This is a genomic window from Curtobacterium sp. L1-20, from assembly GCF_048755855.1.
GTDB lineage: Bacteria > Actinomycetota > Actinomycetes > Actinomycetales > Microbacteriaceae > Curtobacterium.
In genome coordinates, this window is the sequence record NZ_CP151473.1 from 620,303 (window position 1) to 640,702 (window position 20,400).

Genomic DNA, 20,400 nt, shown 5'->3' on the forward strand with positions numbered 1-20,400 from the left:
AACGCACCGCCGGCGGATCCCTCCGCGCTCGAGGCCGCGGTCCGACGGCTGGTCGCGTCCGGCGCGTCCGGGAGGCACGGGTCACCGCCCCGAGCCGGCGACGCGAGCGACGTGGCCGGGTACGCCTGGCTCGTGGTGACCAGTGCGACGGCCGTGCGCGTCCTCGCGGAACGCGTGCCGCGCCTCCCGTCCGACCTGCTGGTCGCGGCGGTCGGCGAGCCGACCGCACGGGCCGCGCGGGCCGTCGGCTGGACCGTCGACCTCGTCCCTCCGGACGCGTCGGCAGCAGCGCTCGCGGCGTCGCTGCCGGAGACCACCGGCACGGTGCTCTTCCCGCGGTCGGACATCGCCGCACCCACCCTCGTCGACGCGCTCCGCGCTCGCGGGATCGACGTCGACGACGTGGTCGCGTACCGTACCGTGGGGACCGGCGACGAGCCGGTCGCCCTCGACCCCCCGCCCGACGCCGTGCTCGTGACGAGCGGCAGCGTCGCCCGTCAGGTCGCGCGCCGGCTGACGCCCCTCGATCCGAGGACGGCGATCGCCTGCATCGGACCCGGCACCGCCGCGGACGCCCGCGCCGTCGGTCTGCCCGTGCACACGACCGCACGCGACCGGTCCGCCGAAGCCCTGCTCGACGCCGTCGTCGAGTTCCTCGCACCATCCGTCCCCGAACAGGAAGGCCAACCGTGACCGGCCGTTTCCCCCAGGTCCGCCCCCGTCGACTCCGAGCGACCCCCGCGATGCGACGGCTCGTCGCCGAGACCCGGCTCCACCCGGCCGAACTCGTGCTGCCGATGTTCATCCGCGAGGGGGCGACCGAGGCGATCCCGATCTCGAGCATGCCCGGTGTGCAGCAGCACTCGCTGGACTCCTTCCGACGCGCACTCGTCGAGGCCGCGTCGGTCGGCGTCGGTGGCGTGAACCTGTTCGGTGTGCCGACCACGAAGGACGCCGAGGGCTCCGGTGCGACCGACCCGGACGGCATCCTCAACGTCGCGATCCGGATCGCGAAGGAGGAGGTCGGTGACGCGCTCGTGGTGCAGTCCGACCTGTGCCTCGACGAGTTCACCGACCACGGGCACTGCGGCGTCCTGGCCGCCGACGGGTCCGTCGACAACGACGCCACGCTCCTCCGCTACCGCGACATGGCCGTCGTGCAGGCCGAGGCCGGGGCCGAGCTGGTGTGCATGAGCGGGATGATGGACGGGCAGATCGCGGCCGCCCGCGACGCACTCGACACCGCTGGGCACACCGGGACCGCGCTCCTCGCCTACGCGGCGAAGTACGCGTCGGCCTTCTACGGGCCGTTCCGCGAAGCGGTCGACTCGTCGCTGCAGGGCGACCGTCGGACGTACCAGATCGACGCCGCCAACGGCCGCCAGGGGCTGCGCGAGGTGGAGCAGGACATCGCGGAGGGCGCCGACATCGTCATGGTGAAGCCGGCGATGAGCTACCTCGACGTCCTCGCCGAGACCGCGGCGACGTCGCCCGTGCCCGTGTGGGCCTACCAGATCTCCGGCGAGTACGCGATGATCACGGCAGCCGCGCAGAACGGGTGGATCGACCGGGACGCCGCGGCGATGGAGGCCCTCGTCGGCATCAAGCGCGCCGGTGCGGACGCGATCCTGACCTACTTCGCCGTCGACATCGCCCGCAAGCTCACCGAGGAAGCGGGACTCCGCACCTCCGGCAGCACGGCGGACGTCGCCGGCATCGCCTCGACCGGGAAGGCCCCCGAATGACCACCACGGCACCGTCCTCGACCACGAACGGGCAGCTCTTCAGCCGCGCGAAGAACAGCATCCCCGGCGGCGTCAACTCCCCGGTCCGCGCCTACGGGTCGGTCGGCGGGACACCGCGCTTCCTGACGTCGGCATCGGGTGCGTACGTCACCGACGCCGAGGGACGCGAGTACGTCGACCTCGTCGCGTCCTGGGGGCCGGCGATCCTCGGGCACGCCCACCCCGGCACGGTCGAGGCCGTGCAGCAGGCCGCCGCCCGGGGGCTGTCCTTCGGGGCCTCCACCCCGGGCGAGACCGAGCTGGCCGAGCTCGTGAAGCAGCGGGTGTCGGTCGACGGCGACGGGCCGATCGAGAAGCTCCGCATGGTGTCCACCGGCACCGAGGCGACGATGACGGCGATCCGGCTCGCGCGCGGCTACACCGGGCGCGACCTCCTCGTGAAGTTCGCCGGGCACTACCACGGGCACTCCGACTCGCTGCTGGCCGAGGCCGGCTCGGGCGTCGCCACGCTGGCGCTCCCGGGCAGCGCGGGCATCACCGCCGAGACCGCCGCCCAGACCCTGGTCCTGCCGTACAACGACCTCGACGCCGTCCGCCGCGCGTTCGACGAGCACTCCGAGCGCATCGCCGCCGTGATCGTCGAGGCCGCCGCGGCGAACATGGGCGTGCTCGCGCCGGAGCGCGGCTTCAACCGTGCCCTGTCGCAGATCACCCGGTCGCACGGCGCCCTGCTCATCGTCGACGAGGTCCTCACCGGGTTCCGGGTCGGACCCGCCGGCTGGTGGGGTCTCGAGGCGTCGAAGGTCGTGCCGGACGGCGCCGGCTGGAAGCCCGACCTCGTCACGTTCGGCAAGGTGATCGGCGGCGGCATGCCCCTCGCCGCACTGGGCGGTCGCCGCGAGGTGATGGACTTCCTCGCCCCGCTCGGGCCCGTCTACCAGGCCGGCACGCTGTCCGGGAACCCGCTCGCGGTCGCCGCGGGCATCGCGACCCTCCGTGCCGCGACCCCCGAGGTGTACGCGCACCTGGACCGGACCGCGTCGACGATCGCCGCCGCCACCAGCGAGGCGCTCTCGGCCGAGGGCGTCGCCCACACCGTCCAGCACGCGGGGAACCTGTTCTCGTTCGCGTTCACCGAGACCGCCCCACGGGACTACGACGACGTCCGTGCGCAGGAGGCCTCCCGGTACGCGCCGTTCTTCCACGCGATGCTCGACGCCGGGGTCACCCTGCCGCCGAGTGTGTTCGAGGCGTGGTTCGTCACGGCGGCGCACGACGAGCGCGCCGTCGGACGCGTGCTCGAGGCGCTGCCGGCTGCGGCGAAGGCAGCGGCGGCCGCGACCGCGTGACCACGACCGACCCCGACCGACGTGCGTCGGTCGGGGTCGGGTGCGTCGGGCTCAGGAGCAGTCGGACTTCGTGAAGGTGACGTCGAGCGTCTTCGACGACTGGTCGAACGCGTAGGTGTACCGCATGTCCACCCCGTCGTCGAGCAGGTCCTTCGTCGCCTTCGTCCCGCAGAGCGTCGGGCCGACGGCCTCACGGACGGCACTGGTCGTGATCGACGCCGGATCGACGCTCGACGACACCGTGTAGTCGTAGTGGATCGCCGTGCCCTCGGCCTCGATGCCGGTCCACGTCGTGACCGAGTCCACCTGCTTCGGCAGGTTGCTCTCGTCGCGGATCTGCTCGACCGCCTTCGACACCTTGTCCTCGGTGGAGCCCCCCAACGCGGCGGTGATCGCCTGGCGGACGAAGAACGCGACGACGAGCGCCACGACGACGCCGACGACGCTGATCAGGACACGACGGCCGCGTGACGGCTTCGGCGGCGGGGCGTACGGCATGCCGGCGGGAGCCGCCTGGGCGTACGGCTGCTGGCCGGCCGAGGGCTGGCCGTACGGCTGCTGACCGGCCGCGGGCTGGCCCCAGGACGGCTGCCCGGTCGGCTGCTGGCCGGGCGCGGGCTGGCCGTGCGGCTGCCCCGGTCCGGCTGCGGGCTGTGCGGACGGCTGCTGCTCCGGGTCCGACCCCGGGTACGGCGGCGGCGTGTTGGTCATGGTGGTCCCCCTCGACGTGGTCCACGGCGCGGCACCGGTGTGCGGTGCCGGAGCCCTTCCCCCGACACACGCCGCGGACACCTGGCGCGTCATTCAACCAGGTCCGGGACGCCCCCGGTCACGACGCGCGGCGTGCCGCCCAGCGCCCCTCGGCTCGCAGGATCGCGAGCGGGAAGTCGAACGCGTGCGACACCGCCGACGAGGTGATGACCTCGTCCGCGGTTCCCTGCGCCACGACGGCGCCGTCGCGCAGCAGCATCGCGTGCGAGGTCGACGCCGGCAGGTCCTCGAGGTGGTGGGTGACCATGACGCTGCCGAGCTCGGGGTGCCGGTGCCGCAGCGCGTCGACGGTCTCGAGCAGGTGTTCGCGCGCGGCGACGTCGAGCCCCGTCGCCGGCTCGTCGAGCAGGAGCAGCTGCGGCTCGGCCATCAGGGCGCGGGCGATCAGTGCACGGCCGCGCTCGCCCTGCGAGAGCACCGGCCACCGGGCGTCGCGACGTGACGCGAGGCCGACGTCGGCGACGTGCTGCTCGGCGGCGGCGACCTGCTCGGCCGTCGGCTCCCACCGCATCATGAGGTCCGTCGTTCCGGTGAGGCCGGTGAGCACCGTCTCGAGCACCGTGAGCGGCGACGTCATCCGGTGCCGCGGGTCGACGTGCCCGATGTGTTCGCGGAGTTCGCGGACGTCGACCCGTCCGAGCCGTCGTCCGAGCACCTCGACCTCGCCGGCCGTCGGGTGGCCGTTGGCGCCGAGGACGGTGAGCAACGTCGACTTGCCGGCGCCGTTCGGTCCGAGGAGGGCCCAGTGCTCGCCGCGGCGGACGGTGAGGTCGACCCCGTGCAGGAGGTCCCGTCCGGAACGGGTGACGCGGAGGCCGGTGGTGCGGAGGAGGACGTCGGTCACGGTCCCATCGTGCCGTACCGCGCCGTGACGTCGTCCACGTGGGCGTCGAAGTGGACCGCCAGTGCGTGACATGCCTCGGAGGCAGCGTCCGCATCCCCGGTGCGAACGGCATCCGACAGCAATTGCAGGAAGTCATCGGTGTCCCACTGGCGGAACGCCGGCGCTTCCGGCAGGACGTACGCAAGCCGCGAGATCATGATGGTCGTCGTCCGGCGCAGAGTCTGGTCGGGGCAGCGTTCGGCGAAGAACCGGTTCAGTTCGAGGAGCGAGCTCGTGTAGGCGTGGTCTCGGGTCCGCGCTTGCCACCGGATCCGTCTGACGAGGGAGTCGAAGCCATCGCGGTCGTCCTCGGACAGCGCCGGGACGGTCGCCCGCATGCACATCTCCTGGAGACCGAGGAGCAGCCCGATCGTCTCTGCCCAGTCCGTGACAGTGGTCGTCGCGACGAGGATGCTGCCGTTCCGGTCGTCGCCCGCCCGGACGAGTCCCATGGTCTCGAGCCGACGGACCATCGGCAGGAGGCGTTGGACAGGGACCCGGAGCCGAGCAGCCAACCCCCGGATCGTGTACTCCTGGCCGCGCTGGAGCGTTCCGTCGCGGACTGACCCGAGGAGTTCGAGCCAGACGTCGTCCGCCTGCGGCACATTGCGGTCTGCGTCGTCGTTCGGGACACGGGCGGGGTGGACCAGGGCGACGGGATCCAGTCCCCATGATCGAGCGGACTGCTCCAGGTGGTGGCCCCAGAGACGCCGGAACACGTGCGCGGCGTGCTCGGCGCTGCTCGGGTCCTTGAGTCGGAGTGCCTGCAGTGAGCTTGCTGCCCAGGGCTCGATGCCCGTCACCTGCCACGGTGATGCCGTGGTGAGCCCGTAGCGCACCTGCTCCAGGGTGCGGACGAGCAGCCGAGCTGTCAGGAGGTTGGGTGTCCTGTCGGCCCAGAAGGCAAGAGTGGCGAAGACCGCCGGGTCGAGTTCGTCGCCGCGCTCGGCAGCGGCTCGGCGAGCCACGTCGACGAGACGTTCGTAGCGTTCGAGGTCCTGGTCGGTCGCCACCGGGACGGTTGCGCGCATGGCGACCTCGAGGAGCCCGACGAGGAGCCAGCCGCCCTCGGCCCACGCGAGGGGATCGAGCCTGGTGAACCGAACGACGGCCCCGGGCAAGGGGCGCGCCAGCCCGATGTCCGCGAGGCGCTGCAGTGCCCCGTCGAGTTCGGCTGGGTGGAGGCTGTAGCGCTCGCAGAGTTCGAGGAGGTCGTAGTCGCGGTCGTCGACGAGCGTGCCGTCTCGGATCGCGCCGAGCACCCGCCGGAACGCATCGTCGAACAGCGGGCGTCTGCCTGCGTCCGATCGCGCGTCCGCCATGTTCAGCCGCGCGCGGCGCGGACCGCCTCGATGTGCTGCTCGAAGTTGCGGGTGAGCGCGCGACCGGCCTCGGCGGCGGTCTCACCGTCCCGCTCGTCGAGTGCGTCACGCAGGATGGAGAAGAAGGCCTCGGAGCCGTACTGCTCGAAGGCCGGCGTCGGGTTCAGGGTGAAGCGGACCCGCTCCATCGCGCCGACGGCGGCGTTCTGCACGAGCGGGTTGCCCGAGTGCGCGACGGCGAACTCGATGATCTCGGTGACCGCACCGCTGAAGCCGTAGTCCCGCACCTTGCGCATGCCGTCGGCCTTGTCGAGCAGGTCGGCGAGGGCCGCGACGTCCTCGTCGGAGTAGGTCGGGACGCCCCAGCGCAGGCTGAGCTCGAAGAACCCGGCGGTCGCCCGGGTGGCGGTGACCCAGTCGTCGAAGGTGGGGGTGGCGACGCGGGTGTACCGGTTCGCCTCCATCTCGACGAGGCCGATGTCGACGAGCTTCGCGATCGCCTCACGGATGGGGGTGCGACTGACGCCGAGCCACTGCACGAGCTCGTCGTCGTTGAGGCGTTCGCCGTGCTGCAGCGTGCCGTCGCGGAGGGCGGCGAGCATCTTGTCGTAGACGACGTCGCGCAGGAGCTTCCGGGGCGAGTTCTCGACCGTGGACTTGGGGACCGGCATCTGCGCTCCTGACATGTCGACCGATTGGCATTCCAACCCTAACGTGTCAGTGTGCAATCGCTTGCGAAATGAGGCGGCGGCCGAACGGCCGAACGGCAGGACGTCACACCGACGGGTCGACGATCGTGCGGCCCCGCACCCGGCCCGCGACGACCTCGGGCCCGACCCGGATCGCCTCCTCGAGCCCGGCGGTCCGGGTGACCCTGCCGAGCACGGCCGGGTCGAGTTCGGCGCCTAGGACGTCCCACGCCGCACGACGGAGCCCCAGCGGCGCGTCCACCGAGTTGATGCCGAGCAACGACACCCCGCGGAGGATGAACGGGAGCACCGTCGTCGGCAGCTCCGCGTCCTGCGCCAGACCGCACGCGGTCACCGCGCCGCCCCACCGGGTCGACGCCAGGAGGTTCGCGAGCGTCGCGCCCCCCACGCTGTCGACCGCGCCCGCCCACACCGCCTTCTGCATCGGCCTGCCCCGTTCGGCGAGGGTCGCACGGTCGACGACCTCCGACGCCCCGAGCGCGCGGAGCGAATCGGCGTTGCCGGTCCGTCCGGTGGACGCGGTCACCCGGTAGCCCCGGCCCGCGAGCAGCGGGATCGCGACCGAACCGACACCGCCCGACGAACCCGTCACGAGGACCGGCCCGTCGGCGGGGTCCACGAAGCGGGCGAGCGCCAGCACGCTCAGCGCCGCGGTGAACCCGGCGGTGCCGATGGCCGCCGCGAAGTCCAGCGGCACCGCGTCCGGCAGCACCACGAGGGAGCCGGACGGCACCACGGCGTGCGTCGCCCAACCGCCGTGCCGGCTCTCGCCCGCGCCGGCACCGTTCAGCACGACGCGGTCCCCGATGCGGACGTCGTGGACGCCGGGACCGAGCGCGGCGACGGTCCCCACGACGTCGATGCCGGGGACCAGCGGATCGAGCCGCGCGACGCCGGCGTTCCGCGCGAGCGCGAGCCCGTCCTTGTAGTTGACGCTCGAGTAGGCGACGTCGACGAGGGCCTCGCCCTCGCGCGGGTCGGGGACGTCGATCTCGGTGACGGCTGGCGCGGAGGAACTGGAGACGAGGACTGCGCGGGTCATGCGTCGGACGTTACCCGCGCCTCCAGGCCGGGGCCGACCGTTCCCGGGACGCGTGCGGTCCGCTCAGCCGAACATGATGGCGGCCTCGTCGTACCGCGACTGCGGCACGGTCTTCAGCTCGCCGAGGGCGTCCTCGAACGACACGTGCACGATGTCCGTGCCCTTGAGCGCGACCATCCGGCCCCACCGCTCCTCGACCACCGAGTCGATCGCCGCCAGGCCGAGCCGGGTCGACAGCACGCGGTCGTACGCGGTCGGGGTGCCACCGCGCTGGATGTGGCCGAGCGTCGTGGCGCGCGTCTCGATCCCCGTCATCTCCTCGATGAGCGGCGCGAGGCGCTCGCCGATGCCGCCGAGGCGCGGACGGCCGAACGCGTCGAGGCCGCGCTCGGTGTGGGCGTTGTCCTCGTGGTCGGGGACGAAGCCCTCCGCCACGACGACGAGCGGAGCCCGACCCCGGTCGTACGCGGCGCGCACCCAGTTCGCGATCTGCTCCATGCTCGTCTTCTGCTCCGGGATGAGGATCGCGTGCGCGCCCGCCGCCATGCCGGAGTGCAGGGCGATCCAGCCGACGTGCCGCCCCATCACCTCGGCGACCATGCACCGGGAGTGCGACTCGCCCGTCGTGCGGAGACGGTCCATCGCCTCGGTTGCGATAGCCACCGCCGTGTCGAAGCCGAACGTGTAGTCGGTGGCGCCGAGGTCGTTGTCCACGGTCTTCGGTACGCCAACGATCTTCAGACCCGCGTCGGTGAGGCGCTTCGCGGCGGCCAGGGTGCCCTCGCCGCCGATCGCCACGATCGCGTCGATGCCGTGCCGGTCGAGCGTCTTCGAGATGTTGTCGACGCCACCGTTCGGGCCCTCGAACGGGTTCGTGCGGCTGGTGCCGAGGATGGTCCCGCCCTGCTTCGCGATGCCCTGGATGTCCTTGCGACCGAGCGGGACGATGTCCCCGTCGACCACACCGCGCCAGCCGTCCCGGAACCCGACGAACTCGTGGCCGTGGATCGCGATCCCCTTGAGGACGATCGCGCGGATGACCGCGTTCAGGCCGGGGCAGTCGCCTCCGGAGGTGAGGATGCCGATGCGCATGAGGACTCCAACGTCGGGTGGTGGGACAGCCCCATCATGACTGACGGTGGTTCCGCATTACCATCCCGGTGTGTCCCTGCTCGCCTCCGTCGACCCTGCCGACGTCCGTCCGGTGGAGACCGTGTACCGGCCAGGAGGCGCGGTGGACGTGACCGCGACCCTCCGGCCCCTGCAGCGCGGCTCCGGCGACCCCGCGTTCCGGGTGGTCGGCTCCGACACGTGGATCGCGCTGCGGACGCCCACCGGCCCCGCCTCGGTGCTGGTGCGACGGTCGTCCGACGGCATCCGCGTCGCGGCGTGGGGCGACGGCGCGGACTGGGCGGTCACACACGCGCCGGACCTGCTCGGCCGCGGCGACGACTGGTCCGATCTCGACGTCTCCGGCCACGCGTTCCTCGCGGCGGCCCGGCACCGGCAGCCCGGGCTCCGGCTGCTGCGGACGAACACCGTGTTCGCGATGCTCGTGCCGGCGATCATGGAGCAGAAGGTGACCTCGCGGCAGGCCTGGCGCGCGTGGCGGTACCTGCTCCGCCGCCACGGCACACCGGCGCCGGGGCCCGCGCCGGTCGACATGTACGTCCCGCCGACCGTCGCCGGGTGGGCGGCGATCCCGAGCTGGGAGTGGCACCGCGCGGGCATCGAACCCGGGCGCTCCGCCACCGTGATGCGTGCCGTCCGGGTGGCACCGGCCCTCGAGCGCACCCTCGCGCTCGGTCGCGGCGGAGCCGTCGTCGCATCACGGCTGCAGTCCGTGCCCGGCATCGGGAAGTGGACCGCCGCCGAGACCGCGCAGCGCGCCCACGGCGACCCGGACTCGCCGAGCGTCGGCGACTACCACGTGCCGGCCCTCGTCGGGTGGGCGCTGACCGGTGGCCCGGTGGACGACGACGGCATGCTCGAGCTCCTCGAGCCGTGGCGTGGGCACCGGGAGCGTGTCGTGCGGCTGATCGGCGGCTCGGGCTTCCGGAAGCCGTCGTTCGGGCCGCGGATGACGATCCAGGACCACCGGCACCACTAGCCCGGGGTGCCTCAGGGGTGGCGCGTGCCCTCGCCGGCGAGCACGGCCCGGTACCCCTCGCGGAAGGTCGGGTGGGTCGGCTGCCACCCGGTCGAGCGGAGCAGCGCGTTCGACAGTCGCTTGTCCCCGCCGGCCTGGCGACCCGTCGCCTCGGCGCGGGGCGGGACCGGCACACCGAGCTCGTCGGCCAGGAAGGCGAGCACGTCGTCGAGCGGCACCGGCTCGTCGTCGGTACCGAGGTAGGTGGGCGCGGGATCGACCACGCCGGCCAGGTGCACGATCGCGGCGGCGGCGTCGTCGCGGTGGATCCGGTTGGTGTGCGGCGAGCGGCCCGCTTCGGCCGCCAGGCGGGCGGTCCCGGACCGGACCTGGTCGACCAGCCGTTCGCGCCCCGGGCCGTAGATGCCGGACAGTCGGACGAGCACCGCGCCGGGCGCGCGGTCGCGCAGCAGTGCCTCGGCCTCGAGCAGGACCCCGGCGGTCGGTGTGGCCGCTCGCGTCGGGGTGTCCTCGGTGACCTCGCTGCCGTCGTCGACGTCGTACACGGCGGTCGACGACACCACGAGCAGGCGTGGCGACGCTCCCGAGGCGTCGATCCCGTCGAGGACGTTCCGCAGACCGTCGACGTACGTGGCCCGGTACTCGTTCACGTCGCGGCTGCCGGCGGCGAACGCCACCACGACGACCGCGGTGTCCGGCGCGACCTCGGGGACCGATCGGCGGAGGTCGATGCTCCGCCCGACGATGGGGCTCGGGATGCGGTCGGCGGAGCGGCGGAGCCCGGCGACGGCGTACCCCTCCGCCGCGAAGCGGAGGCCGGTCTCGGTCCCGAGATCGCCGCACCCGGCGATGAGGACGGTCTGTTGGTGCTGCACGCCACGAGCCTGTCACGGAAGTGCCGTCCCCCGGTTCTGTAACAGAACGATAACGTCGGCAAACTGACCCAAACCCTTCTCGAGGGGGTGCCGAATCACCTGCATCAACCGGGAAACACCCGGAGCGCTCACCAGCCGCACGACGCTGGTTCTCCACCCTCAGTCGGGGTGTGTTCGGCGCGCATCCAGGGAATTCGCGCCGAGCGCGACAGAGAGAAGGAATCACACCATGCGCAAGTCACTCAAGACCTCGATCACCCTCGCCACGACCGGCGCGCTCGTCCTCGGCGGCGCAGCGTTCGGTGTCTCGGCCGCACAGGCCGACGGCTCGGTGCACACCGTCGCCTCCAGCTCGTCGAAGATCCCCGGCCCGGTGGCCAGCGTCCCCGAGGTCCTCGGCGGCAACACCTCCGTCGCCCTCGACAAGAGCTTCACCGACGCGCTGACCACGCTGAAGCTGACCCCGGGTGTCTCGGGCAACGCCAAGCTCGCCGACGGCGCCGTGTCCTTCCCGATCACCTCGGGTTCGGTCACGTACTGGTCGCCGGACGGCAAGTACCGCCCCTACGTGCAGGGTCTGCTCAACCACGACGACTCCGGCCTGACGCTCAAGGCCGGCGACACCACGGTCACGCTCGAGAACTTCGTCGTGAACCCGGGCTCCTCGAAGCTCTACGGTGACGTCCTCGTCAACGGCAAGGTCGCCGTCGCCAACGCCTACCTGTTCGAGCTCTGGGGCGGTTCGCTCAAGCCGCTGCAGCTCGAGGGTGACAACGCGATCCTCACCGGCACCACGGTGCACATCTCCGAGGACGCTGCCGGCCTGCTGAACAAGACCTTCGGCACCGACGCGGTCAAGCGCGGCATGCTCGTCGGCACCGCGACCATCACCGCGCAGATCAAGTAACACCCCGCACCACACGACACGGCGCCACCCCGACCCCGGGGTGGCGCCGTTCGTCGTCGACAGGTCCGGTGAACGATCCGGGCCGCCACCTCGTCGTCGGGGTATGGGACTCCGCACACGCACCAAGGTCATCATCGGCACCGCGACCGGCGTCGTGGTCGTCGCCGTCGCCGCGGCGATCGCCGGCCCGGTGATCTACGCGAACACCGTCAACGGTCAGGCCGAGGCGGCACCGTCGCTCGCCCCGACCTCGTCGGCGACGCTGGCGGCCGACGACGCCGACGGCACGTGGACGAGCCGGAGCGGATCGTTCGCCGGGTACCGCGTCCACGAGGTCCTGCAGGGGAATGATGTGAACGTGGTCGGACGCACGAAGGACGTGGAGGGCACCGCCGTCGTCGACGGCGGCTCCCTCACGAAGGCGACCGTCACCGTCCAGGTCGGGAAGATCAGCACCCCCGAGGCCGCCCGTGACGCGTACTTCCGCTCCACTGCGCTGCAGACCGACGAGTACCCGACGGCGACCTTCGAGCTGCGGGAGCCCGTCGACGTCTCGCGGGCATTGGACGGCGCGAAGCAGGACGTCACGCTGACCGGGACGATGGACCTCCACGGCGTCGAGAAGCCCGTGACGGCCCGGGCGCAGGTCGCCGTCGGCGAGGGCGGCACCGTGCAGGTCGCCGGCTCCGTGCCGATCACCTTCGCCGACTACGGCGTGACGGCTCCGTCGCTCGGGTTCGTCACCGTGGACGAGAAGGGCTCGGTCGAGTTCTCCCTCGACCTCGGCAAGTGACCGTGACGGGCCGGTCCGCCGACGAGCTGCTCGCGACGCTGTACCGCGAGCACGGTGACGCGCTCACGCGGTACGTCCGGCACCTGACGCGGGACGGCTCGATGGTCGAGGACGTCGTGCAGGAGGCGATGGTGCGCGCGTGGCAGCGGCCCGCGGTGCTCGAACGGGCGCCGGACAGCGCCCGGGCCTGGCTGTTCACGGTGGCCCGGAACCTGGTGGTCGACGACGCCCGGTCTGCCCGGAACCGTCGTGAGCACGGGACCGAGCAGCCGGTGGACCGGGCCGAGGCGGACCGGACGGACGCCGTCCTCGACCGGATCGTGGTGGCCGACGCGCTGGCGTCGCTGTCGCCCGACCACCGCCGTGTGGTGGTGGACGCCTACTGGCTCGGGCACACCGTCCCCGAGATCGCACGACGACACGACATCCCGGAGGGCACCGCGAAGTCGCGGTTGCACTACGGACTGCGGGCACTCCGGCTCGCACTGCAGGAACGAGGCGTGACCCGATGAGCGGCGGACCGACAGCACACGACCAGTACGCCGAGTGGGACGCAGCCTACGTCCTCGGCTCCCTCCGGCCGGGGGAGCGACTCGAGTACGAGCGGCACCTCGAGACGTGCGACCGCTGTGCGGCCGCCGTCGCCGAACTCGTCGGCCTGCCCGGCCTGCTCGGCAAGCTGCCGGCCGACCAGGCGGTCGAGATCGCGGAGCCGGACGGGAGGCGCGACTCGCGGTCCGAGAGCACGCTCGCCTCCGTCGCGCACCGCGTCCGACACCGCCGCCGTCGTCGTCGGGTCTGGGTCGCCACCACGGCGGGCCTCGCGGTCGTCGCCGCCGTGCTCGGCGGGCTCGCGGTCGGGACGGCGGGGGAGCGCGGCTCCGTGCAGGCCGGTGCCGCCTCGGCGTCGGCCGTCGCGGACCGCTACGACATGACCGGCGCCCAGGGCCTCGACGTCGACCTGGCCGTCAGCGGCGAACGCTGGGGGACACGCTTCGACTGGGGCTGCTCGTACGGCGGCCGGACCTGGGCGGCCGACGGCTCCGTGATGTACGACCTGGTCGTGGTCCGGACCGACGGTACGGCGGTGACCGTGGCGTCGTGGACGGCCGCCGGCGAGGACGCCAGGGGCTTGTCGGCCTCGACCGACGTCCCGCGGACGGACATCGCGAGCGTGCAGGTGCGCCTGCGGGGGCAGGCCGACCCGCTCGCCGCGGTCGACCTGTAGCCGGCCCCGGGGACGGCGCCGGCCGCGGCGCCGACGGCGGCGGTCAGTCGGCGTCGGGCGTGACGGGCGACCGCGGCGACTCCGGGTCGGGGCCGATCGCGTCCTGGACGCGGGCGGAGACGGACCGCAGCGTCGCCGCGTCCGTCCCCACGGGCCTCCAGAACAGCTCCTCGAGCGCACCGGTGTGGGCGCGGATGCCGGCGAGCACGGCGCGACGACCGACGGTCGTCATCGTCACCCAGCTGCCGCGGCCGTCCGTCGGGCAGTCGGCGCGCTCGACCAGTCCACGCGCCACCATGCGGGTCACCTGGTGGCTGACGCGGGACTTCTCCCAGCCGATGCCGGCGGCGATGTCGCGCACCCGCAAGCGGTGGTCGGGGTCGCGGTGCAGGCCGATGAGGATCTCGAACTCCGGGATCGAGATGCCGGCGCCCTGTTGCACGGCGTGGTCCAGGGCCCGGTCGAGACGCCGCCAGACGTCGTGGTAGGCGTCCCACGTCGCCCAGTCGTGACCGTCGGCGCCAGGGTTCCCCATCCGGCCAGCGTATCCATCCCGGGGCCCCGCGCGGACGAGGATCATCCGTCCGGATGACCCACGGCGCGCACACGGCGGACTCCGAGGTGGGGTCGGGGGCCCGGCATACGATCAGTGCATGCCGAGCGCCCGACTGCAGGACTGCACCGACGACGCCGTCGCCCTCGTGCGCCGGTGGACGGCGGCGTCCGCGGCGCTGAAGCCGGAGCCGGGCGCTGTCCGCCTGGCGGACGTGCTCCGCGACGAGCAGGGACGGGACTTCACCCGCGGCTTCGTCGACAAGGTGGTCCGCCCCGAGGACCCGCGGGTCGTCGCGCGGAACCTCGAGCAGGTCGGCCACGACGTCCCCGACTCCCTCGCCTGGTACCTCCGCGGCGCGGTGACGTTCGGCGGCGGGTTCGCGACCATGGCCCCGTGGGCGGTGGTCCCGACGGCCCGGAAGATCCTCCGGCGGATGACCGGGCACCTCGTCGTCGACGCGACGCCGACGAAGCTCGGGTCGGCGCTGACGAAGCTCCGCGGGCCCGACACGCTCCTGGACGTCACCCTGCTCGACGAGGCCGTGCTCGGCAGCGAGGCGAGCGAGCGCCGACTGCGGGCGACGACGGACCTGCTGGCGCGGGACGACGTCGACCGGGTGTCCGTCACCCTGCGCTCCCTCGTGCCGCCGTCGTCGGACTGGGCGTTCGACCAGACGGTCGAGCGGGCGGTCGACCGGCTCGTGCCGCTGTTCCGGGTGGCGGCGACGTCGCCGGTGCCGAAGGCGGTCACCCTCGACGTCGGGTCGCACCGCGACCTCGAGGTCACCGTCGCGGTCTTCCGGGGCCTGCTCGACCGCGACGAGTTCCACGGGTTCGGAGCGGGCATCGCGCTGCCGGTCGCACTCCCCGACAGCGCGGGGGTCCTCGAGTCCCTGACGCAGTGGGCGACCGCGCGGCGGGCGGACGGCGGCGCACCGATCCGGGTCCGACTCGACACGGGTGCGCTCCCCGCCACCGAACGGGTCGACGCGGTCCTGCACGAGTGGCCGCTCGCGACCTGGGGGACGAGGCACGAGGCCGACACCGCGTGCCTCCGGATGCTCGACGCCGCCCTGACCCCCGAGCGCGTCGACGCGGTGCGCATCGGCGTCGCCGGTCACGACCTGTTCACCATCGCCGGTGCGTGGACCCTCGCGCAGCGCCGCGGGGTGGCCGACGGCGTCGAGTTCGAGGTGCTGCTCGGCATGGCCTCCACCCACGCCGACGCCGTCCGCGCCGACGTCGGGCAGGTCGTGCTCCGCACGCCGGTGGTCCACCCGGATCGCTTCGACGCCGCGATCCCGTACCTCGTGCACCGTCTGCAGGAGAGCGCCGACCCGGAGGGCCCCGTCGCCGCAGCCGCGGACCCGGACCACGAGGACGTCCTCGAGCGCGGACGAGACCGGTGGCTCGCCGCGGTCGCCGCCCTCGACGCGCCCACCGCGGTGCCGACGTCGAACCGCACGCAGGACCGCCGCGCGCCCGTCGGCGAGCCGGTCCTCCGGGACGCCTTCGCGAACGCGCCGGACACCGACCCGGCCGTGCCCGCCAACCGCACGTGGGCGCTCGACGTCCTCCGGCGCGTCGCACGCTCGCAGCTCGGCGCGCAGACGATCCGGGGCGCGCGGGTCGTGGACCGGAACCGGCTGGAACGCATCGTCACCCGGACCGCACAGGCAGGCGTCAACTGGGGACGGCAGGACCCGTCCGACCGCGCCGAGCTGCTCGACCTCATCGGCCACGAGCTCGCGGTCCGTCGGGCGGACCTCGTCGAGGTGGTCGTCGCCGAGACCGGCGCGCTCCTCGGGGACGCCGACGCCGAGGTCAGCGCGGCGATCGACCTCGCGCACCACGCCGCCGAGAGCGCCCGTCGTCTCGCCGACCTCGACGGGGACGGCGCCCGGTACGTGCCGCCGCGCCTCACCGTGGTCGTGCCGCCGTGGACGGCTCCCGTGGCGGTCCCCGCCGCGGGTGTGCTCGCCGCCCTGGCCGCGGGCAGCGGGGTCGTCCTCAAGCCGGCTCCCGCGGCGAAGCGCTCCGGCGCGCTGCTCGCCGACGTGCTCTGGGACGCCGGGGTGCCGCACTCGTTGCTGCAGCTCGTGGACATCGACGAGGACGAACTCGGCCGCGACCTCATCGCGCACCCGGCCGTCGACCGGATCGTCCTGACCGGCTCCACCGAGACGGCCCGGGCGTTCCGGTGGTGGCGGGCCGGCCTGCCGCTGACCGCCGGCACGAGCGGCGGGAACGCGATCGTCGTGACCCCGTCGGCCGACCTCGACCTGGCGGTGCAGGACGTCGTGCGCTCGGCCTTCGGGCACGCCGGGCAGTCGTGCGCGTCCGCGTCCCTGGTGATCCTCGTCGGGTCACTGGGTGAGAGCGAACGGTTCCGCCGCCAGCTCGTCGACGCCACGCGGTCCCTGCGGGTGACGTGGCCGGACGACCCCGGAGCCCAGGTCGGCCCCCTGGTCGCGGAACCGACGGGGGCGCTCCGTGCCGCGCTCACCGAGCTCGGCCCGGGCGAGTCCTGGCTCGTGCAGCCGACCCCGTTGGACGACTCCGGACGGCTGTGGTCGCCCGGCATCCGCGACGGCGTGCGACCGGGCAGCGACCTCCACCACACGGAGTACTCCGCACCGCTGCTCGGGGTGATGCGTGCGGAGACCCTCGAGCAGGCACTGGCGATCCAGAACGGCACGGACCACGGCCTGACGGCGGGCATCCACTCGCTCGACGCCGACGAGGTGTCGCGGTGGATCGCCGGCGTGCAGGCCGGCAACCTGGACGTCAACCGCCGGACGACCGGCGTCGTCGTGGGGCGACAGCCGTTCGGCGGCTGGAAGCGCTCCGCCGTCGGCACCGGGACGAAGGTCGGCGGGTCGATGTACGTGGCGACGCTCGGCCGGTGGGAGCCGGTGCCGCGGACCGTGCACAAGAGCATCCAGTTGCACGGCTTGGCTCCGCGCGTGACCGCGGTCATCGAGGCCGCCCGCAGCGGGCTGTCGTTCGAGGAGTTCGACCAGGTTCGGGCCGGAGCGCGCAGCGACCAACGTGCGCGGGAGACCGAGTTCGGTGTGTCGCACGACCCGGCCGGGCTCGGGGTGGAGCGGAACGTGCTGCGCTGGCGGCCGCAGTCGGTCATCGTCCGGCACGCCGAGGGCTCTCCCACGGGCGACCTCGTCCGCGTGCTGGTCGCCGCGACGTCTGCCCGGGCACACGTCCTGCTGAGCAGCGCCCGTCCGCTCCCGGGCCCCCTCACCCAGCTGTTCGCGTCGAGTCGCTCACCGCTGCACGTCGTCGACCACCTGGTCGAGTCCGACGACGAGTTCCTCCGTCGGGCCGCGTCCGGCGACGTCTTCCGCGAGTCCTGGTCCACCGGCGAGGACGAGCCGCAGGACGCCCTCGAGGCCGTGCTCGCGACGCAGGACCGTCCGACGCACCCGGCCTTCGGCGGACCGGGGGCGAGGATCCGACTCGTCGGCGGCGACCCCCTCGCGCTCGAGGAGGCCCTCGGGGCGAGCGTCGACGTCGCGATCCACGACGCCCCGGTGGTCGAGGCGGGGATCATCGAGATGCTGCCGTTCCTGCGGGAGCAGACCGTGTCCCTCACCGCGCACCGCTTCGGCGACCCGGACCCCGACTTCACGGAGCTGCATGTCTGACACCGACGCCCGACCCGACCGCACGCTGCGCGCCGAGGGACTGTTCAACGGACGCGACCTCGGTGGTCTGCCCCTCCGTGGTGGTGGGACGACACCGACCGGCCGGGTGTTCCGTTCCGAGAGCGTCGACCGGCTGACGCCGGCAGGTTGGCAGGCGCTGCACGACGCCGGCATCCGGACCGTCGTCGACCTGCGGGCGCCGTCCGAGACGGCGAAGGACACCGGTGTCCGACCGGACTGGCTCACGACGGTCGTCGTCGACCACGACGGACTCGACGACGAGCCGGACTTCTGGTCGGCGTACTGGGAGACCGGCCTGGTCGGGACGCCGCTGTACTACGGACCGCACCTGGACGAACTGCCCGAGCGCACCGGCGCGGCGCTGGGCGAGGTCGCGCGTGCGGGAGCGGGCGGCGTGCTCTTCCACTGCGCCGGCGGTCGGGACCGCACCGGCATCGTCGCGCTCGCACTGCTGACGATCGTCGGCGTCGAGCCGGAGGCGATCGTCGATGACCACCTCGTCACCGTCGAGAACGCACCGGCACTGCTCGCGTCGATCGGGGTTCCGTCCAACGAGGGGAAGATCGAGGCGCTCTGCGCCGAACACGGGACCACGGTGGAGGGCGCGTTCCGGAGCGCGCTCGACGGGTTCGACCTCGGGCGGTTCGTCGAGCGGTCCGGTCTCCACACCGACGACCTGGAGGCACTGCGCACGTTCCGCGCGCACGTGGCGTGAGCCGCGCCTCCCGACCGGGGCACCCGGCTCGCGGCCGGTGGGACCGGGCCGAGCCGGGCCGGACCGGACCGGGGTCAGTCCTGCGTGTCCCCGCCGTCCTCGTCGACGACGCCGGTCTCGTCCATGCGGTCGCGGAGGTGGTCGGCCATCGCGCCGGCACCCTCACCGTGGTGGTCGTGGTCGACCTGCTCGATGAGTCCGTGCAGCTTCTCGTGGTTGGTGGCTTCGGTGGCGCCGTCCATGACGGGCTCGGTCTGTTCCTTGTCGCTCATGCACCGGACGCTACGCCTGCACGGTGGGTGTCCCGCCCGTCAGCGGCGACGACGCCCCCGCCCGACGACCGCGACCTCGGCGACGGTCAGCACGAGGGCGGTCACCGCCTGCCCGAGGGCGAACCGACGACGGCGTGGGTCGAGGGCGAGCGGCACCATCGTCGCTCCGTGCAGGGCGTCCACCAGGGCACTCAGCGTGTGCGCCTCCGCGGAGCCCGACCGGAGCACGAGGGCGGCCTGGGCCAGCTGGCGGACGCCGAGCACCCGGTCGAGCGCGGGGTGCGGGTCGTCGACGCGGAGGGCCCGGACGAGGTGCCACACCCCGAGGCCGGCACGGGCTGCCTCGACGGCGCGACGCCGTCCGAGGGCCGTCGAGCGGCTCACCCGCGGCGTCCCGCCGCGATGGCGACGGCACCGGCCGCGCCGAGGACCGCACCGATGAGGGCGTTCCCGACGCGGCGGTGCTCGACCCACCACGTCTGCGGGGACCAGGCGTGCGCGGAGTCGTCGAAGACGCCGTGTGCGCCGTGGTCGCCCGGGATCGGGTCGTACAGGTTCGTGCCGAGCATCGAGCCGTCCTTCGCCGGGTCCTGCTGCCCGGACACGAGGGTCTTCGCGGCGTACCAGTCGGCGAAGCGCCCGCTGATCCGGTTGCCGAGGATCGTGTAGACCGTCGACTCGCCGACCCACGTGCGTGCGCGGGGACGCTCGGCGACGGTGGCGATGGCGCGCGCCCCCACCTCCGGCTGGTAGATCGGCGCGACCGGCTGCGGCTGGTGCGGCAGTCCCGACTTCACCCACTGGAACTGGATCGTGTTGAGCGCCGGCATGTCGACCCGCGACACCTTCACCGCGCTGCCCTGCTGGAGCAGCTCGCCCACGACCGACTCGGTGAAGCCCACGATGGCGTGCTTCGCACCGCAGTACGCGGCCTGCAGGGGGATGCCCCGGAAGCCGAGCGCGGACCCGACCTGGATGACCTGGCCGCGGTCACGCGCCACCATGCGGGAGAGAGCGGCTCGCGTGCCGTTCACGCACCCGAGGTAGGTGACGTGGAGTGCCCGCTCGAAGTCGTCGGGGTCGGTGTCGAGGAAGCGGCTGAACACGCCGACCATCACGTCGTTGACCCAGAGGTCGATCGGTCCGAGTTCCTGCTCGACGCGGTCGGCGGCGGCTTCGACGGCCTCGCGGTCGGCGACGTCGGCGATGAGCGCCAGCCCCCGCCGGCCCGCCGCCTCGACCTCGGCGACGGCTGCGTCGACGCCGTCCTTCCCGCGGGCGAGGACTGCGACGTCCCATCCGCGAGCCGCCAGTTCCCGGACGGTCGCCCGTCCCAGTCCCGCGGATCCACCGGTCACCACTGCCACTCGAGTCATGAGCCCAGTTGTACGCAGGGGTCGGGCGCCCTCACTCAGCCGCTGTCCCCCGACGAGCGGTGGC

General features: G+C 73.3%; 21 protein-coding genes. 10 read left to right on the forward strand and 11 right to left on the reverse strand.

The genetic code is table 11. From position 1 onward, the window contains the following. The first annotated feature begins 111 nt into the window (after positions 1-111). The 3 genes from AAEP86_RS04445 to hemL are packed head-to-tail and all read left to right on the forward strand — an operon-like array spanning position 112 to position 3,094. Positions 112-693, forward strand: a complete 582-nt coding sequence (locus tag AAEP86_RS04445; protein WP_420369330.1) for a uroporphyrinogen-III synthase — start codon at positions 112-114, stop codon at positions 691-693. Beyond that, positions 690-1,745, forward strand: a complete 1,056-nt coding sequence (gene hemB, locus AAEP86_RS04450) for a porphobilinogen synthase (protein WP_420369331.1) — start codon at positions 690-692, stop codon at positions 1,743-1,745. The genes AAEP86_RS04445 and hemB overlap by 4 nt, the downstream gene beginning before the upstream one ends. Beyond that, positions 1,742-3,094, forward strand: a complete 1,353-nt coding sequence (hemL, locus tag AAEP86_RS04455) for a glutamate-1-semialdehyde 2,1-aminomutase (RefSeq protein WP_420369332.1) — start codon at positions 1,742-1,744, stop codon at positions 3,092-3,094. Before hemB ends, hemL begins: the two co-directional genes overlap by 4 nt. A gap of 51 nt (positions 3,095-3,145) precedes the next feature. Here the strand turns inward: hemL and AAEP86_RS04460 are convergent, their stop codons facing one another. The 6 genes from AAEP86_RS04460 to AAEP86_RS04485 all read right to left on the reverse strand — a co-directional run bounded on the left by AAEP86_RS04460 (position 3,146) and on the right by AAEP86_RS04485 (position 8,914). After that, the gene (locus AAEP86_RS04460; RefSeq protein ID WP_420369333.1) at positions 3,146-3,805 is read right to left on the reverse strand and encodes a hypothetical protein; all 660 of its coding nucleotides are present in this window, start codon (positions 3,803-3,805) and stop codon (positions 3,146-3,148) included. 118 nt (positions 3,806-3,923) lie between these two features. Further along, complete coding sequence (locus AAEP86_RS04465; RefSeq protein ID WP_420369334.1) at positions 3,924-4,709, reverse strand: ABC transporter ATP-binding protein; 786 nt, start codon at positions 4,707-4,709, stop codon at positions 3,924-3,926. Beyond that, positions 4,706-6,070, reverse strand: coding sequence for a hypothetical protein (locus tag AAEP86_RS04470; RefSeq protein WP_420369335.1), 1,365 nt, complete (start codon positions 6,068-6,070; stop codon positions 4,706-4,708). The genes AAEP86_RS04465 and AAEP86_RS04470 overlap by 4 nt, the downstream gene beginning before the upstream one ends. 2 nt (positions 6,071-6,072) lie before the next feature. Next, complete coding sequence (locus tag AAEP86_RS04475; RefSeq protein WP_420369336.1) at positions 6,073-6,741, reverse strand: GntR family transcriptional regulator; 669 nt, start codon at positions 6,739-6,741, stop codon at positions 6,073-6,075. Between the two features lie 103 nt (positions 6,742-6,844). Then, complete coding sequence (locus tag AAEP86_RS04480) at positions 6,845-7,822, reverse strand: acryloyl-CoA reductase (RefSeq protein WP_420369337.1); 978 nt, start codon at positions 7,820-7,822, stop codon at positions 6,845-6,847. A gap of 63 nt (positions 7,823-7,885) precedes the next feature. Continuing rightward, the gene (locus AAEP86_RS04485; protein WP_420369338.1) at positions 7,886-8,914 is read right to left on the reverse strand and encodes a 6-phosphofructokinase; all 1,029 of its coding nucleotides are present in this window, start codon (positions 8,912-8,914) and stop codon (positions 7,886-7,888) included. Between the two features lie 70 nt (positions 8,915-8,984). Between AAEP86_RS04485 and AAEP86_RS04490 the strand changes: the two genes are divergently transcribed. Beyond that, complete coding sequence (locus tag AAEP86_RS04490; RefSeq protein ID WP_420369339.1) at positions 8,985-9,932, forward strand: DNA-3-methyladenine glycosylase family protein; 948 nt, start codon at positions 8,985-8,987, stop codon at positions 9,930-9,932. Between the two features lie 11 nt (positions 9,933-9,943). Here the strand turns inward: AAEP86_RS04490 and AAEP86_RS04495 are convergent, their stop codons facing one another. Continuing rightward, the gene (locus AAEP86_RS04495) at positions 9,944-10,807 is read right to left on the reverse strand and encodes an NAD-dependent epimerase/dehydratase family protein (protein WP_420369340.1); all 864 of its coding nucleotides are present in this window, start codon (positions 10,805-10,807) and stop codon (positions 9,944-9,946) included. Positions 10,808-11,036: 229 nt separating this feature from the next. Here AAEP86_RS04495 and AAEP86_RS04500 point away from each other — a divergent pair, with 229 nt between their 5' ends. The 4 genes from AAEP86_RS04500 to AAEP86_RS04515 all read left to right on the forward strand — a co-directional run bounded on the left by AAEP86_RS04500 (position 11,037) and on the right by AAEP86_RS04515 (position 13,735). Further along, positions 11,037-11,714 (forward strand): hypothetical protein, encoded by a 678-nt coding sequence (locus tag AAEP86_RS04500; protein WP_420369341.1) that lies wholly within the window; start codon positions 11,037-11,039, stop codon positions 11,712-11,714. A gap of 103 nt (positions 11,715-11,817) precedes the next feature. Further along, positions 11,818-12,507 (forward strand): YceI family protein, encoded by a 690-nt coding sequence (locus AAEP86_RS04505; RefSeq protein WP_420369342.1) that lies wholly within the window; start codon positions 11,818-11,820, stop codon positions 12,505-12,507. Beyond that, the gene (locus AAEP86_RS04510) at positions 12,504-13,019 is read left to right on the forward strand and encodes a sigma-70 family RNA polymerase sigma factor (RefSeq protein ID WP_420369343.1); all 516 of its coding nucleotides are present in this window, start codon (positions 12,504-12,506) and stop codon (positions 13,017-13,019) included. Before AAEP86_RS04505 ends, AAEP86_RS04510 begins: the two co-directional genes overlap by 4 nt. Beyond that, the gene (locus tag AAEP86_RS04515) at positions 13,016-13,735 is read left to right on the forward strand and encodes an anti-sigma factor family protein (RefSeq protein WP_420369344.1); all 720 of its coding nucleotides are present in this window, start codon (positions 13,016-13,018) and stop codon (positions 13,733-13,735) included. Before AAEP86_RS04510 ends, AAEP86_RS04515 begins: the two co-directional genes overlap by 4 nt. A gap of 43 nt (positions 13,736-13,778) precedes the next feature. On the opposite strand, the gene AAEP86_RS04520 is transcribed toward AAEP86_RS04515, so the two are convergent. Beyond that, positions 13,779-14,270, reverse strand: a complete 492-nt coding sequence (locus tag AAEP86_RS04520; RefSeq protein WP_420369345.1) for a MarR family winged helix-turn-helix transcriptional regulator — start codon at positions 14,268-14,270, stop codon at positions 13,779-13,781. A gap of 118 nt (positions 14,271-14,388) precedes the next feature. Here AAEP86_RS04520 and AAEP86_RS04525 point away from each other — a divergent pair, with 118 nt between their 5' ends. Together AAEP86_RS04525 and AAEP86_RS04530 are read left to right on the forward strand one after the other, a co-directional pair. Then, positions 14,389-17,952 (forward strand): proline dehydrogenase family protein, encoded by a 3,564-nt coding sequence (locus AAEP86_RS04525; protein ID WP_420369346.1) that lies wholly within the window; start codon positions 14,389-14,391, stop codon positions 17,950-17,952. After that, positions 17,945-18,688 carry a tyrosine-protein phosphatase gene (locus AAEP86_RS04530; protein WP_420369347.1) on the forward strand — a complete coding sequence of 248 codons (744 nt, stop codon included), beginning with the start codon at positions 17,945-17,947 and terminating at the stop codon, positions 18,686-18,688. Before AAEP86_RS04525 ends, AAEP86_RS04530 begins: the two co-directional genes overlap by 8 nt. A gap of 74 nt (positions 18,689-18,762) precedes the next feature. On the opposite strand, the gene AAEP86_RS04535 is transcribed toward AAEP86_RS04530, so the two are convergent. Genes AAEP86_RS04535 through AAEP86_RS04545 form a run of 3 tightly spaced genes read right to left on the reverse strand, consistent with a single transcriptional unit; the run spans position 18,763 to position 20,336 of the window. Continuing rightward, complete coding sequence (locus AAEP86_RS04535; protein ID WP_420369348.1) at positions 18,763-18,960, reverse strand: hypothetical protein; 198 nt, start codon at positions 18,958-18,960, stop codon at positions 18,763-18,765. 39 nt (positions 18,961-18,999) lie between these two features. Beyond that, the gene (locus AAEP86_RS04540) at positions 19,000-19,344 is read right to left on the reverse strand and encodes a hypothetical protein (protein ID WP_420369349.1); all 345 of its coding nucleotides are present in this window, start codon (positions 19,342-19,344) and stop codon (positions 19,000-19,002) included. Beyond that, entirely contained in the window at positions 19,341-20,336 is a 996-nt protein-coding gene (locus AAEP86_RS04545; RefSeq protein ID WP_420369350.1) for an SDR family oxidoreductase, read from the reverse strand. Before AAEP86_RS04545 ends, AAEP86_RS04540 begins: the two co-directional genes overlap by 4 nt. Between the last annotated feature and the right edge of the window lie 64 nt (positions 20,337-20,400).